We start from the raw sequence: 16537 nt of genomic DNA, 5'->3' as shown, positions 1-16537 counted from the left end.
CTCCTCTCAGAAGAAGCTCATTGGATCATGGCTGCCGTGAAACTCAATAGGCTGCTTGTCTGTTCCATCCTTGCGGGGAGCAGTTTCGCCCTCGAGGCCGGATATCTCTATCCGGCAGCGCCATGTCTTCCTGTTTGCATACTTGCGGCCACTGCCGCTAAAGGTAATCGGAATATCGGCCTGACTGATTCCTTCCTCATCAGTCTTGGCATCGCATACTGCTTCCAGTTCCCGTGTACGCGAGTGCTTTTTCCTGTAAGCCTGAGATGCAAGCCACGGAGCTTTCCCAAGAGCATCTCTCACGCCTTCATATTCCTCATGGAGGCCAAGCGACACCGGGCCATCAGGAGGACAAGAGCGCCTGCCAAGGTAAAGCGGCCAGCAGGGATGCTTCAATGCCGCATCGATATCCTTGAGCAGTTCGTCATCTCCGCCCAGTGCAGCCAGAAACTTCGCATCGGACAGATAATATCTGTACGAAAGCGGCATGCTTTTTCCTGCATCGCCGAGCGTCTTCTCGGTCTGAAAGTCAACAATCAGGTTTCCAGGCTGATCGGCACGAACTCCGAATTCGAGTGCAGCCAAGTCCTCGACGCTGTCTTCCCTTGACCGTCCAAGCGCAGCAGCCATCAATCCGATGACTCCGCTCTTTGTCGGTTCATTGCGCGTCGTCCTGCGCACAAAGCGCGAAGAATCGCCCCATGACTGCATTGGCCCAGAAAGTCTGAGCAGCAATACCGTCATTATGCTTCACCACCAGCCAGCACGTTCTTTACGCTAGCTTCGACCTGATCCAGCATCTCAGGGAACGAACAACCAGCCCCGAAGTCCTGGAGCGCCTCCGTTCCTCCATCCACGGCAGTCCACCATGCTGCAGCAGGAGCGTCTCCGTATGCACCAGAAATCTGCACGAGCGTCTTCGCAAGCTTATCCTCTGCCTGCCTAGAGATTGAAGTTCCTTCCTTGGCGCTGACCGGCTCTTCGAAGGCTGCAACACCATTTACTGGCTGGTCCTTGCGCAGCGCAACGAGAACAGCGCTTGGAAGCGTCCTGTTCGCGAACGTATTCTGCTTGCCTGTCGGCATAGCGGTCACAAACGCATCCAGGAACGCCTTCGTTGCTGCAGAGGTAGCATCTGCACCACCAAGCTGCTGCTCAAGAGTGTCAAGATTCACCGTTGCGTAGCGGTAGAGCGTAGAGGAATTGAAGCCAATGGTATCCAGCATTGCAGCGCCTGCATTGTCTTCTGCTGCAATATCATCGACAGCAGTGAAGTAATCGAACTCCTGCGAAATCTTGTCCACCGATATGGCGTGGGCAACCTGCGCGCTAGCATCGGTGTTCAGGTCAGGCGCATCGGCAAGCATCCTGCCGAAGAGCGCGATGTCCAGCGCCTGCACTCCGTGGAAAGCGCTCGACACCTGCTTCTTCAGTTCCTTGCTCGGCTTCGTAAGATCATCTCCGCTATCATGCGCCTTGATGGCAATAGCTGCGAGCTTGCTAATCTCCGAACGGGCGATGAAGATCAGATACTGCGTGACTGAGGTGCCCTGATCCTGGCCCTTGCGCTTTGACTCCTCAACCTTCACCCCTGTGATCTTGAGGACATCAGTAGCCATCGACTCTGCAAGATCGGCAAGTTCCGGACGCTGCTTCACGATCTCATCCGCAATCAGCGCGACCGCATGCTTCGACCTGACCCCAAGCTGGGAGCCATCCACGTGCTTGGAGAACTCTTCGCGCATGGCATGCTTCCATGCCTGGCTGGAAACACGAGACCGCAGATAGCCACCGTAGATTGCCGTCTTCGGCGTACCGGTATCGTCGCGATTGATGTCACAGGGCGGTACATTCTGGATTGCATAGATATCAACAAACATGGTTGCCTCCCGCTATTCTTCTTTGTCATTCTTTGTGCTCGTCGAAGATCCGACGCGATAATAATCTCTCGCCCATGCCTCGAAGACTTCCTGCCGCATATCTTCGAACTGGAGCTTGAGCAAATCGCCGGCCAACCTGCCGAAATCAAGCTGAATCTGGCTATCTGCCGCATGCATGAGCTGTATCAGAGCCCGAATTCCATTCTCGAGAGAATTGAAGTCTGTTGCTGATTCCAGCACAGCCATACGTCTCCTGACGCCGGGAGCGCCTTTGTCATCTCCCGATGCAATGCGTCCGCATGCCGAACCGAAAGTACCCTCGTTTCCCTTGGAGCCAATCAGAGCAACAGGATATTTCTTCGATTGCTGGAGCATTGCATAGTATCTGAGAGATGCACGTATGCTGAGCAGCTCCTTGTGCTCGACTGCTGGTCCGTATCCCAAATCAGGCAAATCCTCGAAGAGTTCCTCTCCTACGACAATCCAGGGTGCTCCTCCCTGCTGGTCGGTCTTGCGGAGACGCGCCAGGCTCGCACGCGCCGAAGAGGAGCCTGCCAGATAGGCTGACTGCAAGCCTCCGACTTTGCGATTGACGCATATGCCAAGTGTCTTTGCACATGTTGATATGAACATGACATCACGCCCCTTTCGCATCCGAAACAGCCGCGTTGGCATTCGTGCCTTCCGCAGCGACGTTCGGTTTTCCCAGGATCTTGTTTAGGCTGCCGTGAAGGATGGCAACAGCCCGTCCGGCAGTCATGCCCTCATGCTCGTCAAAGAACGAACGCTGGGAGGACTGCACGTAGCCATTCGCGATGCTCAGCAGCTTGAAATGAACTTCCTGCTTCCAGGATTCGCTGAAGTCATAGGCTTCTTCCTGGTTGCTCGGAAAGTGCGCAAGCCGGCTGCGGCATATCGAATCAAGCTCGCTGTATGCAAGCTCTCGAACCTTCTCGCGCTCAGCTCGCGCAACATCTTTTGCTGCCTTATCGCCCGCTGCACGCTGTAGATTGGAAACGAAGTTTACCAGTGCACCTACAGACTGATCGACTAGGTCCACCACCTCTACAGCTCTCTTGCATGAAGCGGCATCATGAGACAGCAGGGATGAGCTCATATCGAACACATCGTCTATGGCATCCGAGAAGACGCTGCTTTGAGTGCCATATGTCATCCCCTGTGCATGTATTGCGAGCACCGGCAGATCATGGTCATCTATTGCATGCACCGAACGCAGCAGCTCTGCCCACCTGACAACGCCAGGCCGCAAATCATCTCCTTCAGCAGAGACAATCGAACTAAGACCTCTCCAAATGGATCTCGAAGAATCATGCACTTGCGGCATGCGAGGAGGAACGGGAAGGCCAAGACGCTTCTGCTGTGCCTCGCTCCTTCTCCAGGCTGTCATAGGTTCAGCGGCATCTGCATTCAGAACGCTTGGAATATCGCCGTAGCAGCTGATGACGCCGGTGACGCGTTTTCCGTCTGCTGAGGGGATGAGACGCATCCTTCGCGACTGCCAGGTATACGCCTGAGCAGGACCGCAGGGCTCGCCCGGCTTTGCGTCTTTGAGATCGAAGCTATGTGAATCGAGCTCCCACGCAGGAATATCCTTTTCATCCCCTACGATTGGAGTGGACTTCCGGTTGGAATCATAGAGCACCCAATTGAGCATCAGCGTCTCAAAGAGCGAATGTCCCTCAAGGAAGATGCCGCCTTCTGCCCCCAGCATTCCAGTTCCAACAGAGCCTTTCGGAGCATAGACCTTTCCTGACTTCACATGAGTGTTGCCAACAACAGCAGGCTTGATTCCTGCTGTCGCATATGACTGCTGGAAGATCAGCCACCTCGCAGCTTCTGCGAAACTCAGACTTTCGAGCGTGCCCTTATCCCTCATGGAAAACAGGTACTTGTCATCCTTGGGAACATCTGCAACCAGCTCTCCGACCCCGTCCGAATCCTTGCCTGAGTAGACAAGACCGGGAGTCTGATAGAACGGATGCTGGCTGTCAAAGAGATCGAACCTGTCCTTGAAAAAGTCGAGGTACTGGCAGATGGGCTCCATATCAAAATGTCCAGCTTGCCAAATCTCTCCCCAAGTCTTCAGAAGACTTTTTTCATCGTCTCCTTCCGGCAAAGGATAGGCACGGTAAAGAACTGCCAGCATCATTCTGTATATAGGCAGGACTTGTTCTGGGATGTCGCCTGACAGCTCTTTGATAGAATCTGCTTCCTCGAAAGCCGTTTTGAGCGAGATTTCTCCCAAGCTTCCATCCAGATACACCGCTGGCATCCATGCGTCCATGCAAAGATCGAACGATGGCTCTTGCTTCTGGTCTGTCATACTTCCTCCTCTCTTTCAGACCGTTTAACTCATCAACCCCGCCGATGCGGGGAACACTTGCGACCCTTCACATAACACGGGTCATCCCCAGCATCTCAAGGGAACAAGTCCATATCCGCCTCCCCTCATCAGAAGTTATCGCTTTGCTAGCTATAAATATAAACTCAACTGTTATGTGAATGTAATTCTATCCGCGAACGGTAGCCAAACCGCTATGAAGGGAATACTCCAAGACCTTGCCATTGAGCTCAGTCTGATACTCGCTATTCTCCCCCTGATGCATGACAAGAAGAAGCTGTCCGGCGAGCCATGGAGACTGCTGCCAGCATGATACGTATGGCCACGATTTGTCTTCTAGCTCATGGATAACGTTGTCGATGTCCTTGAGCGGGCAGATAGAAAGAGGCAGTCTTACGGCGCACTGCAGCAAGAGCGATGCCGCTGCACGTTCCGGCTCGCAGTCACAGGGAAGCTGCGCTCCCTTTGGCACATCCTTGCTGCCAACCCAGGGCATGAGGGCGATGCCGCCATCCTCTGTCTCTCTAACCAGCAGCACTTCGACAGTTTCCTGCGTATCGCGGACAGCACGTTGGCCTTTGTCGGAGTCTCTTGGATCTTCTTCCAGCACCTGCTGAGATTCGGCAAGCTCGATCAGGCTGCCATCGTTTTTTGCAACTTTAGCAACATCATGCAGCAGGTATGTCTGCGCCCTTTCCGTCTTTCCCTCGTTCTTTTTCGATCTTTCTTTGCAGGCTTTCTCATACCTCGCCATCCATGCATCTGGGATGAGCGCCTTCACTGCATCGGAGTATGCAGTCCTGACCAGCCGCGGTATGTCATGTGGCAAAGAAATTTCCGTGTCTGCCCTTTCATCTGCCATCCCCAGCATCGCAACGCTTTCAAGCAGCGTCGCCTGGTCATATACGTTTGCTACCCCCAATGCGAATTTCGGACCATCCTCGCTCCATTCGGAAATGCCCCTGATGAGGCACCGTGCCCGTCTCAGCGGCTCTGGGCGACTGCATTCTGCAGCTCCTCTTGCATGCCTGTGCGTTCTGCCCAAGCGCTGCAGCAACAGGTCAATTGGTGCAATATCGCTTATGAGCACATCGAAATCGATATCGAGCGACTGTTCGAGAACCTGTGTCCCGACAACGACAAGAAGGGCAGGTCTCATGCCATTCTCGACAGTTGCCTCGGGACCCAGCTTATCCCTCAGGCTCTTCTCTCTTGCAAAACGATCTATATCCATGAACCGGGAATGATCCAGTACAACTGCATCCTGTCCGAAGCATCCAGAAAGCACCCGCTCTGCCGCCTGTGCGCGACCTACCGTATCGCAGATGATGCCCACGCAGCCTCCATCCTTGAGGAGCTGCTTCAATGTCTCTGCAAGAGTCTCGATATCGTCTCCGATAAACTCGGCACTGACGGTGACACTGCGTCCAGATGCTGGAACTTCAGTCCACTTCTCTATTAGCCCCTCCGTATAGGTCAGAAGCGGATATGCGCCGAGTGCAGGTTCATCCGCAGCGGCTGATTCATCAGAAACAGCAGAGGCCAATTTCTTCCTGAGATATGGAGGCAACGGTTTTGCGGACTTGTTATCTGCAGGCCCATCAGCTGCCCCTCTGCCAGAAAGATATGATCTGACCATGCTCTCTTGCTGGCCAATAGGCAATGTGGCTGAGAGCAGTATTGCTGGCACGTGCCAGAATCCTAGCCACTCCAGAAGCCGTTCGAGATACTGGCGCATATAGAGGTCGTAAGCATGACACTCGTCGATGATGACGACCTTGTTCGTTATGGCAAGCTGGCGAAGGGACAGATGCCTCATGCAGAGAGCTCCCATGAGTACCTGGTCGACCGTGCAGACCACAAAGTTTGAAAGCATGCCACGCTTGCGTCCCAGCATCCATTCAGAGATTGTCACACCATCCGCTTTGCCATCATCGTCTGTATGGACCTTGCGGGACGCTCTCCAAGATTCTCTGATGATGCCCTGGAATTGCTCGTTCAGCCGCGATTTGCCATGTGCCAGATAGATGCTTTTCTCATCCCCTCCTTCTGCTTGAGGAAGACGGTCAAGCCATTCATCGACACGACTAAACATTGCATCGGTCGTTGCCATGGTCGGCAGAGCCACGCAGACGCCGCCCATGCCGCAGCGATATGCCATAAGCTCTGCAGCAGCAAGAGCTGCCTCCGTCTTTCCCTCTCCCATAGGAGCTTCGATGATGAGGAGTCCGGGATCTTTCGTCTCCCAAGCAATCTTTGCAGCAGCGACCTGCACAGGCCGTGCATGCGCCCCTGCAGGAAGATTGAATCTCGATGCGAAGTATTCTTCGAACGGCTGCACGACAGGAGGCTCTTCATTCCATGACGGAAGTATCGATGCGTTCTGCCAGGCTCTATCAACTCTTCCCTTCAGCTTTTCATCGCCAATCGAGTCATAGACAGAGCAGGTAGGGAAAAGGTCCTGGTTGCTTGCCAGCCAGTCTGCCATGATGAGGAAACCGTCTACCAGGCTCTCTGTAGCCACAGTCAGATGGTGATGGGCAATTCTCCGGAGATGCGCTTCATCGATACCTGCCATGCTCAGGGCATGATCGATGAGCTCGTTCTGGACTTCCTTCCAATTGCCGGCGCTTTCTGTCCATCCAAGCTCCACCAGCTTGCCTTCTCCATCGCTGATGCGGGAAAGGCTGGGGAAGTTGCCATGATGAGCACCGATGATGCTTGCGATGGCGTCTATCTGTCTCTTGCAGTGCCAGGAATCCTGCTGCTCTTCTTCGCCGAAGACCTTGGATTCGAGGTAATCGGCAAGGATAATCTCGCCGGCTATAGGGTGTGTCGGATCTTTCTCATTTCGTAAGGTCTCTCGAACATGCAGGCCAGCCTCTTCCGGCATGCTCCGCAGATCGGTTTTCGCCTCGAAGATCGGAGTTGCCTTTCCGACATCATGAGCCCCGCAGATGAAGATGACGAAAGCCCTCGCAAGCTGCTCGTCTCCATCAAATGCCCCAGCAATGACTTTGCGTGTCGATTTCGGGAGCCATTGATCCCAAAGCTTGCCTGCAATGCCAGAAGCATCGCTCAGATGGACAGAAAGTGGAAGCCAGGTCGGATCGCCCTCTTCATTGGGCTCGCCTGTCTTGCCCCAGAGGGAACGTGCCTGTTTGGAGAGCACATGCTGTACCTTTGCTTCTTCCGACATCCTCATCACCCGCTGCAGTAGGCATATCGATAGGAGTCCCGCTTTCATACAGCACTCTAAACCATGAGCCAGACAGAAATAGGTATTCGCGCTGTCGGGAATCTAACAGGAAGAGCCTCCCAGCATGGGAGGCTCTGACCAAACGCTTTATATGCAGTTGAGCATGAGGTACGAGCTACCAGCCGCGCCTTCTGGAAGCACGATTGCCGCCACGGCCCATGCCGGGCATGCCGCCCATTCCAGGCATGCCGCCCATGCCCTGTGCCTGCCTCATCATCTGCTGGAGCTGACGATTGGAGATCTTGCCGTTCTTGGAAGCCTGCTGAGACATCTGGCGCATCTTGCCCATCATCTTGTTCATCTCGCTCCACTGCTTAAGGAGCTGGTTCACTTCCTGGACCGTCCTGCCGGAACCGGCAGCAATGCGCTTTCTCCTCTGGCCATTGATGGTCTTGGGCCTTGCCCTCTCCTCTTTTGTCATCGACCGTATCATGGCCTCGATGCGCTTGAGCTGCTTCTCGTCCTCGATGTCTCCTGCCTGCTTGAGCATGCGCTCGCCACCAGGCAGGGATGCGATGATCTTCTTGACGCCGCCCATCTTGCGGATCTGCTGCATCTGGGTCAGCATGTCGTCCATGGTAAAGCCCTCGCGCAGCATCCTCTCGGCATCGGCAATGGACTGCTCGTCAGCCGTCTTCTGGGCCTGCTCGATGATGCCCACGACATCGCCCATGCCGAGGATCCTCTTTGCCATGCGGTCCGGATGGAAGACCTCGAGGGAGTCCGGCTTCTCGCCCATGGACACGAACTTGATGGGCTTGCCGGTCACGGCACGCACCGAGAGTGCGCCGCCGCCACGGGCGTCGCCGTCGAGCTTCGACATGATGACACCGTCGAAGTCGACGCGCTCGGCGAAGGTCGAGACGACGTTCACGATGTCCTGGCCGGTCATGGCATCGACGACCATGAGGATCTGATCGGGCTTGACCGCGTCCTTGATGTCGACAGCCTCCTGCATCATCTCTTCGTCGATCTGGAGACGCCCTGCCGTATCGACGATCACGATGTCGTTCATGCCGTCGACAGCAGCCTTGATGGACTCCTTCGCGACCTTGACAGCGTCCTTGCCGTCACCGCGATAGACAGGGACGCCGATCTCCTTGCCCAAGGTCTCGAGCTGGTCTGCTGCAGCAGGGCGGTGGGTATCGCAGGCAGCGAGCAGGGGCTTGTGGCCCTGGCCCTTCAAGAGGTAGGCAAGCTTCGATGCCGCCGTCGTCTTGCCGGAGCCCTGGAGGCCGACGAGCATGATGACATTGGGCGTCCTGTTCTGTGCAAGCGTGAGCTTCGACTCGGTCGTGCCGAGAAGCTCGGTCAGCTGGTCGAGGACGATCTTCACGACGTTCTGGGACGGCGTGAGCGAATCCAGGACCTCGGCCGAGAGGCACTTCTCCTTGCAGGAGGCAACGAAGTCCTTCACGACGCGGTAGTTGACATCCGCCTCGAGCAGGGCCATGCGGATCTCGCGCATGGCGACATTGATGTCGTCCTCGGTCAGGCGGCCCTTGCCGCGCAGCTTGTCGAGGGTGTCCTGCAGGCGGTCAGAAAGGCTGTTGAACATCTATCGATTCCCTTCGTTCTCTCCCACAAGCGCACGACAGAACGACAGGGCATCGAAGGACTGGAAATCCTCCGCTCCCTCGCCGACGCCGATGCGGTAGATGGGCAGGTTCAGCTGATGAGAGATGGCGACAGCGATGCCGCCCTTTGCCGTGCCGTCGAGCTTCGTGACGATGAGGCCGTCCACATCGAGGGCATCGTTGAATTCCTTGGCCTGGAGAAGGCCGTTCTGGCCCGTCGTGGCATCGATCACGAGGACGACCGAGACAGGATAGGAGCTCCGCTTCCTCGTGACATTCACGATCTTGGCAAGCTCGCGCATGAGCTCGGGGCTCGTGTGGAGACGTCCTGCCGTATCGATGAGGACAAGCTGCGCCCCCATCTTCTCTGCCGTATCGACGACGTCGTAGCAGACAGACGCCGGGTCTGCTCCCCTCTCGCGTGTGATGACCGGCACGTCGACCCTTGTGCCCCAGACCTCAAGCTGCTCGATGGCAGCAGCACGGAACGTATCGGCGCCGCCGATGAGGACGCTCTTTCCATGCCTGTGGGCATCTCCCGCAAGCTTGCCCACAGTCGTGGTCTTGCCGGCACCGTTGATGCCGACGAAGAGGACGACGGACGGAAGATCGGTGAAGGGGTCGCGCTCCACAGGAGCAAACTCCTGGGCAAGGCGCTTGGCGAGGGCTTCCCTCAGCTGAGGCGCTGTCTTCAGGTTCTTGCGTGCCGCTTCCTCGCGCAGGTCATCGGTGACCTTCATGGCGACCTCTGCTCCCATGTCGCCCATGACAAGGGTGTCTTCGAGGCTCTCCCAGAACTCCTCGTCGACCTCGCCGCCCATGTAGAAGAGCTCGTTCATGGCCTCGCGCGAGCGGGAGAGGCCATGCTTCAGCCTGTCAAAAAGTCCCATCTTAGGCATCGACCACCTTTCCTGTAGCATGATCCAGCCGCTGCGACACGACATGGCTCACACCATCCGCCTGCATGGATACACCATACAGGACATCCGCCTGTTCCATCGTACGCCGCTGGTGGGAAATGACGATGAGCTGCGTCGATTCCTTCAGGATATCTATTGCCATCAGCAGCTTCCCGAGATTCGATTCGTCGAGTGCCGCCTCCACCTCGTCGAAGACATAGAAGGGGACGGTACGGGTCTTGTAGACCGCAAAGAGGAGGGCAAGGGCCGTCAGCGACTTCTCGCCGCCGCTCATGAGCGTCATCTTCGCAATCCTCTTGCCCACAGGCTGCGCCACGACCTCGATGCCGGTCTCGGAGAGATGGTCCGGGTCCGTCATCTCGATGTGGGCATGGCCTCCGGGGAAAAGCATGGCAAAGATGTCCTGGAAGTTCGTGTTCACCTGGTCGAAGACCGCAAGGAAGCGGTTCTTCATCTTCCGCTCTATGGCAGCCGTGATCTTCGCAAGCGAGGCCCGTGCGCTCTCGAGGTCCTCCACCTGCTCGTGGATATAGTCTGCGCGCTCCTTGAGCTGCGTGTACTCATCCATGGCGACCTCGTTCACAGGGCCGATCTTGGCAAGCTGCGCTTTGAGGGAGTCACGCTCCTCCTCGAGCGCTCCCCTGTCCTCGGGCTCAGGGAGATTGAGCGCTTCCTCGAGCACGGCGCCTGTCTGTGCAATCGCATTGATCGCGTTCTCGACCTGCACCTCGAGCTTGCCGCCTTCGACCTTGAGGTCCTGCGACGTGGTCTTTGCGCGTTCGAGCGCAGCGGAGGCCTCATCGACTGCTGCCTTCGCTTCGTGGATCGTCTTCTTGAGGTCTTCAGAGTCTGCCTCGGCGAGGCTTGCCTGATCGGAGAGACGACGTCCCCACTCGTCTGCTGCCTCGATGAGGGTACGGTAGCGCTGATGGAGCGGGTCCACGCGATCGCGCAGCACATCGAGCGCCTCTGCCGCCTTCTTTGTGGCATCGATGCGCTCTGTGAGCGTCTTGTCCCTCTTCTCGAGCTCGTTCGTCCTTGTCTCGAGATGACGTAGACGCTCCGTGACCGTCGCGAGCCTGAGCTTCGCGTCGGAGAGCTTGCGCTCGAGATCGGACTCTTCGCGCGATGCCTCGCTGCGCTTGCTCGAGAGGTCGTCGAGCTCCTCTGTGAGCTTCTTCACGCGGGCAGCTGCCTCGTCTGCCTTGCCGTGATGGAGCTCCACCTCGGAGCGTGCCTTCTCGACTTTCGATTTCGCCTCTTCGCGGCGCTTCTCGACGCCTGCCTTCTCGGACGCTGCCTGGCGTGCCTGCTGCTCGAGGCGTCCTATCTCAGAGGTCACGGAGCTGAGCTCGGCACGGGTCTGAGCAAGCTCGCCCTTTGCCTTGGCCTCGCTGTCGCGGGCACCGGACAGCGCCTTCTCGAGCGAGCGTTCCTTGGTCTCTGCCTCTTTCTGTGCCGCTTCGAGCGCTCCCATGCCGTCCTCGAGGGCACGGATGCGGCGCTTGCGCTCAAGGGCGCCCTGCTCGACGCCACGGCCAGAGCCGACGACGCAGCGTCCGTCCGGAAGCACCGTGACGCCGTCCTTCGTGACGAAGGTATAGGCAGGCCACTGCTCGTGGGCCTCTATTGCCGCACGCGCAGTGTCGACGATGCGCACATCGCCGAGAAGAGCGGAGAGCAGCTTCTCTGCACCCTTCTGTGCATGGACAGAATCGATCAGGGCCGTGCCTGCCACGCCGTCTGTTGAAGGGAGCTCTGTGGCTGCTGCCTTCTTCGAGACGATCGTCGCCGTTCCCTTGGCACCGCGGATCCCGAGAGCCGACGACGCTACCGTTGCAGCATCCTCAGCATCCTCCACGACAAGGGCTGCCATATCGTCGCCCAGAAGGCGCTCCACGAGGTCGTCGAGCTCAGGCGGCACGTCGAGCGCATCGCCCAGGCGGCAGACAATCCTCTCCTTCACATCGCCGCGCTTGGCAAGAGCACCTGCAAGCGGGCTTGCACTTTCCTGCGAAGCATCGACCGAGCGAAGCGCCGAAAGCGAGGCTTCGGCCTGCGAGAGCTTGCGGCGTGCATCCTCGAGGGTACGCCGTGCACCTGCTGCCTCGTCCTGGCTCTTTCGGATCGTCTCGTGGGCTGCATCTGCACGTTCCTGTGCAGCGGTCCTCGCCTCTTCGAGCTCAGCCTTGCGTCCGCGCCTCTCTGCAAGCGTCTCTTCGCAGACGGAGAGCGTCTCTTCGAGGCTTGAGATCCTGCTTGCATACATCTGGTCCTCGACCTCGGCATTCGAGATCTGGTCCTTGAGACGCGCATAGGCGACGGTCTCCTGGTCGGATTCCCGCTGCGCTGCGCGCTGTTCGCCCACCAGCTTCGACTGGCGGTTTCCAAGCTCGCGGCGCCTGTTGGCTGCGTTCTGCACTTCAGGCGTGAGCTCACGTACCTGACGCTTGAGCTCGTTTGTCTGCACCTGGGCATCGGAGAGGTCTCCCTGCATCTCCGAGAGCTCGCGTGCGGCATCTGCCTTCTGCTTCTCCATGGACGAGAGGCTCGACCTCATCTCGGAGAGGCGGGAGACCATGTTCTTGCCCTTCTCCTCCAGGATGCGGATGTCTGAGTCGAGATGGGACTGGATGTCCTGCATATGGCGGCGCTGCTCGCCGAGGTCGCCTACGAAAAGGCCCTTCTCCTCGAGCAATGCCTGGAGATGGTCGAGCTCGTCGGTCTTCTTCTGGAGCTGGTACTTGCCGAGGTCGACGGCGGCATCAGCTTCCTTCTGGCGCTGCTGGAGCATTCCATGCTGTGCCTGGAGCTGGCGAAGATCGTCCACTGCCAAAATCTGCGTGACTTCGGAGAGACGGTCCTGGATCTCATGGCTCTTCTGTGCCTTCGTGACCTGACGCTCGAGCGGACGGAGCTGACGCGAGATCTCGCGCTGCACATCCTTGGCACGGGTCAGGCTCTGGTCCATGCTCTTGAGCTTGCGCTCGCTTCTCTCCTTGCGCCTCCTGTGCTTCGAGATGCCGGCTGCTTCCTCGATGAGCTCGCGGCGGTCTTCCGGCCTGCTTGCGAGGACCGAATCGAGCTTTCCCTGGGAGATGATCGAATGGGTGTCCTTGCCCAGACCCGAGTCATGGAGGATGTCCTGGATATCGAGAAGACGTGCCGGAGCTCCGTTGATGAGATACTCGGACTCGCCCGACCTATACATGCGGCGGGTGATCCCCACCTCGTCGAAGTCGATCGGCAGCGTATGGTCCGAGTTGTCGAGCACGATCGTGACTTCTGCCATGCTCACGGGCTGCCTGGCCGAGGAGCCGGAGAAGATGACATCCTCCATAGCCTGGCCACGGAGCATCTTGGCAGACTGCTCTCCCAGAACCCACAGGATCGAGTCGGAGACATTCGACTTGCCGCTGCCATTCGGTCCCACCACGACATTCAGGCCTGGGTCGAATGTCATGCTGGTCTTGTCGGCAAATGATTTGAAGCCCTTGAGGGTCAGCGACTTGAGGTACACGGGTGGGAAAGCCTTTCGGATGCGGGAGGAAAAGGACTGCTACTGGATTGGCTTGCGGAAGTTCTCTTTGAGACGGCGCAGTGCATCTTCTGCTGCTGCTGTCTCGGACTCCTTCTTCGAGGAGCCGGATCCACGTCCGATGCGGTTGCCCTGCACAAGCACGACACTCGTAAAGGTCGGATTGTGTGCAGGCCCTTCCTCGCTCTCGAGCTTGTAGACCGGAGCGCACTTGAGGTCCTTCTGCGTGACCTCCTGGAGCCTGCTCTTCGGAGAGAGCGGGCGCTGTGCACGCTCTGCCACCATGTAGGGCGAAAGCGTATCGCGCACGAACGTGTGCGTCCGCTCATACCCTGCATCGAGGTAGAGGGCGCCGACGATGGACTCGTAGACGTTCTCGAGCGCCGAGTGCATGCCACGGGCACCCGTCCCCTTCTCAGACTCGCCGAAGATGATGAGAGAGCCGATGCCCAAAGCCTCGCCTACCTCGGAGAGCGTCGCTCCCGAGACAAGCGAGATCTTGAGGCGCGTGAGCTGTCCCTCGTCCATGTTCGGGAACTTCTCGAAGAGGTCGGTCGCAACCATCGCGCCGAGGATGGAGTCGCCAAGGAACTCGAGGCGCTCATACGAGGCCCAGATAGGCTCGTTCTCCACGGCCGATGGATGCGTGATGGCAGAGACGATGAGCTGACGGTTCTCGAAATGGTAGCCAAGCATCTTCTCTGCAGCAGCGACGTGCTCGTCTACGTATGCAGCTGAATTGTTCTCTTGCACCTACAGGACCTTCTCAATCGCGTCGACAGCATCCTTCACGGAGTCGATGCTCGCAAGCACCTCGTCGGGAAGCGTTGCGTCGAACTCTTCCTCGAAGGCCGTGACAAGCTCGAGACGGTCGAAGGAATCTGCACCGAGGTCCTCGAACGTCGTGGCTTCTGTGATCTTCGAAGCATCGGCGCCGTCGATCGTGTCGGCGACGATGTCCTTCACCTTTGCAAGAATCTCATCGCGGGTCATGAGCTCCGCCTTTCTCTTGTCTGGATATACGAGGCCTATTGTACCCGGTCATTCGTGAGGCTGCAGGATTGCTGGATCTCGAGCGGCAGACGGGCGCGCACGACCTCTGCGCAGGCAAGCGTGGCTGCCTTGACAGCTGCTGCATTCGAGGAGCCATGGCCCTTCACGACAGGAGCGCGAAGGCCCAGAAGGACCGCACCGCCGTAGCGGTCACCGGAAAGCTCCGATGCCACAGCCTTGAGGGCGGGCTTCATGAGGAGGGCACCGATGGCTGTCTTCTTGGAAGAGCCCGCCTGCTCCTTGATCTGCGCGACGAGGAACTTGGCTGTGCCCTCGATGCTCTTGAGCGCCACATTGCCCGTGAAGCCATCCGTGACGATCACATCGAACGTGCCGTTCAGGATATCCGTGCCCTCGGCATTGCCGACAAAGCCGCAATTGCCCTCGGCAAGCGCCGCATGGTATGCGAGCGCCATCTCGGAGCCCTTCGTATCCTCGGAGCCATTCGAGAGGAGGCCCACCTTCGGATTGTCGGTGCCGAGCGCCACCTTTGCATAGGCACGTCCCATATGGGCGAACTGGACCATGACCTCAGGCTTCACATCAGCGTTCGCGCCAAGGTCGAGCATCACGGTCTTGTGGCCGCCGACGCCGGGACACGGCAATGCGAGCGCCGGGCGCTTGATGCCCTTGATGCGACCAATACCAAAGGTGGCAGCCGTAAGGACGGCGCCCGTGGAGCCGAAGGAGCAGAGTCCCTCTGCCTCGCCTGCATGCACGGCTGCAGATGCGCGCACGATGCTTGAATCCTTCTTGGTGCGGATGGCATTGGCAGGATGCTCGTCCATATGGATGACCTCGGTCGTCACCAGCGGACGTGCCCCTTCATGCTTCTCGCAGAACGGCGTGACATACTCGTCTGCTCCAGCCACAAGGACCGTCAGATCGGAATCAGCGGCGAGCGCCTGCGCTACGCCTTCGAGGACGACTTCGGGCCCCTTGTCTGAGCCCATCACATCGACACAGATGGCTGTCATGTCTGCTCCCATCTCTTGTCTGGCCCCATAAGGAAGGAGGCCGGCCCCAGAAGGGCCGGCCTCCCAGGCCACGTCTCTGTTGGATAGCGCGAACTACTCGGTGACGACGACCTCGCGGTCCTTGTAGTAGCCGCAGTTCGGGCACACGTGATGCGGAAGCTTAGGTGCACCGCACTGTGGGCAAATGGAACGAGCCGGAGCGGCGAGCTTGCTGTTGGCCGAACGACGAGTGTGCGTGGCGCCGCGACCCTTTTTCTGCTTAGGTACTGCCATCTTGACCTCTCTTTGACCTTCTGACGCCGGAGTGCATACCGGCGGTCTTGCCTCAGAAACACACAATAAGACACTATACCACGCACATGCTATCGATGCGCGCGAACAGCAATTCTACATCTTGGACCTATTCGGTGCTACTTGTCCAGATGGAGATCTTTCAGAACGGCGAACGGGTTCTGCGCAAGCTCTTCCTCTTCGCGCTTCTTCGCGCAGCCGCAGTCTCCCTCGTTCAGGTTGGCGCCGCACGTCGGGCAGAGGCCCTTGCAGTCAGGCTTGCAGAGCACGACGTAGGGCGTATCCATCAGAAGCGCGCCCATGAGGGCATCGGTGATATCGACCGTGGAATCGTCAGAGACGAGCGCATAGTCGACGCCTGCCTCTTCCCCATCCTCGTCCTCGCTCACCTGCTCGGCCGCATCGTCCGGAGCCTTGAAGAGATAGTACTCGTCCACCTCTCCTGCAACATCGAACTCAGCAGGCTCGAGGCAGCGGTCGCAGGTTCCCACGACATGAGCCTTCAAGATGCCCGTGAGAAGTATGCCTTCGCCGGCATTCGTCAGCACGACATCGTAGTCGAAGCCGCCCGGCAGCTCGAAGTCATGGTCGCCCAGGCTATAGCCGTCGATATCCACATGCCCGACCTGGGGCACGGAATCGCCGGGATTGGCCAGGCGCTCATCGAGCGCAATCGTGAT

General features: G+C 58.1%; 13 protein-coding genes. All 13 read right to left on the bottom strand.

What is annotated here, in order from left to right; all coding sequences use genetic code 11:
• Positions 1-6: 6 nt before the first annotated feature.
• Positions 7-744 carry a type I-E CRISPR-associated protein Cas5/CasD gene (gene cas5e, locus ABVS03_RS09280; RefSeq protein ID WP_368018881.1) on the bottom strand — a complete coding sequence of 246 codons (738 nt, stop codon included), beginning with the start codon at positions 742-744 and terminating at the stop codon, positions 7-9.
• Complete coding sequence (gene cas7e / locus ABVS03_RS09275) at positions 744-1880, bottom strand: type I-E CRISPR-associated protein Cas7/Cse4/CasC (protein ID WP_330971742.1); 1137 nt, start codon at positions 1878-1880, stop codon at positions 744-746. Before cas7e ends, cas5e begins: the two co-directional genes overlap by 1 nt.
• A gap of 12 nt (positions 1881-1892) precedes the next feature.
• A complete protein-coding gene (gene casB / locus ABVS03_RS09270; RefSeq protein WP_330971743.1) occupies positions 1893-2513 on the bottom strand; it encodes a type I-E CRISPR-associated protein Cse2/CasB in 621 nt (206 codons plus the stop codon).
• A gap of 4 nt (positions 2514-2517) precedes the next feature.
• Positions 2518-4224, bottom strand: a complete 1707-nt coding sequence (gene casA / locus ABVS03_RS09265; RefSeq protein WP_330971744.1) for a type I-E CRISPR-associated protein Cse1/CasA — start codon at positions 4222-4224, stop codon at positions 2518-2520.
• A gap of 187 nt (positions 4225-4411) precedes the next feature.
• On the bottom strand, positions 4412-7441 hold the full coding sequence (cas3, locus tag ABVS03_RS09260) for a CRISPR-associated helicase Cas3' (protein ID WP_368018880.1): 3030 nt from the start codon (positions 7439-7441) through the stop codon (positions 4412-4414).
• 175 nt (positions 7442-7616) lie between these two features.
• On the bottom strand, positions 7617-9059 hold the full coding sequence (gene ffh, locus ABVS03_RS09255) for a signal recognition particle protein (RefSeq protein WP_368018879.1): 1443 nt from the start codon (positions 9057-9059) through the stop codon (positions 7617-7619).
• On the bottom strand, positions 9060-9968 hold the full coding sequence (ftsY, locus tag ABVS03_RS09250) for a signal recognition particle-docking protein FtsY (protein ID WP_368018897.1): 909 nt from the start codon (positions 9966-9968) through the stop codon (positions 9060-9062).
• Between the two features lies 1 nt (position 9969).
• A complete protein-coding gene (gene smc / locus ABVS03_RS09245) occupies positions 9970-13518 on the bottom strand; it encodes a chromosome segregation protein SMC (RefSeq protein WP_368018878.1) in 3549 nt (1182 codons plus the stop codon).
• Positions 13519-13557: 39 nt separating this feature from the next.
• Positions 13558-14232 (bottom strand): ribonuclease III, encoded by a 675-nt coding sequence (rnc, locus tag ABVS03_RS09240; protein ID WP_330971877.1) that lies wholly within the window; start codon positions 14230-14232, stop codon positions 13558-13560.
• Between the two features lie 57 nt (positions 14233-14289).
• Positions 14290-14529, bottom strand: coding sequence for an acyl carrier protein (locus tag ABVS03_RS09235; protein WP_330971748.1), 240 nt, complete (start codon positions 14527-14529; stop codon positions 14290-14292).
• A 35-nt stretch (positions 14530-14564) separates the two neighbouring features.
• On the bottom strand, positions 14565-15566 hold the full coding sequence (plsX, locus tag ABVS03_RS09230) for a phosphate acyltransferase PlsX (RefSeq protein WP_330971749.1): 1002 nt from the start codon (positions 15564-15566) through the stop codon (positions 14565-14567).
• A 93-nt stretch (positions 15567-15659) separates the two neighbouring features.
• Complete coding sequence (gene rpmF, locus ABVS03_RS09225) at positions 15660-15839, bottom strand: 50S ribosomal protein L32 (protein WP_330971750.1); 180 nt, start codon at positions 15837-15839, stop codon at positions 15660-15662.
• 137 nt (positions 15840-15976) lie between these two features.
• A partial coding sequence (locus ABVS03_RS09220) for a DUF177 domain-containing protein (protein ID WP_368018877.1) occupies positions 15977-16537 on the bottom strand: 561 nt, incomplete at its 5' end.

This window comes from Olsenella sp. AGMB03486, from assembly GCF_040884255.1.
GTDB classification, from domain to species: domain Bacteria; phylum Actinomycetota; class Coriobacteriia; order Coriobacteriales; family Atopobiaceae; genus Olsenella_L; species Olsenella_L kribbiana.
Note: the sequence above shows the minus strand (reverse complement) of the source record. Positions and strands in the feature narration are given on the sequence as shown.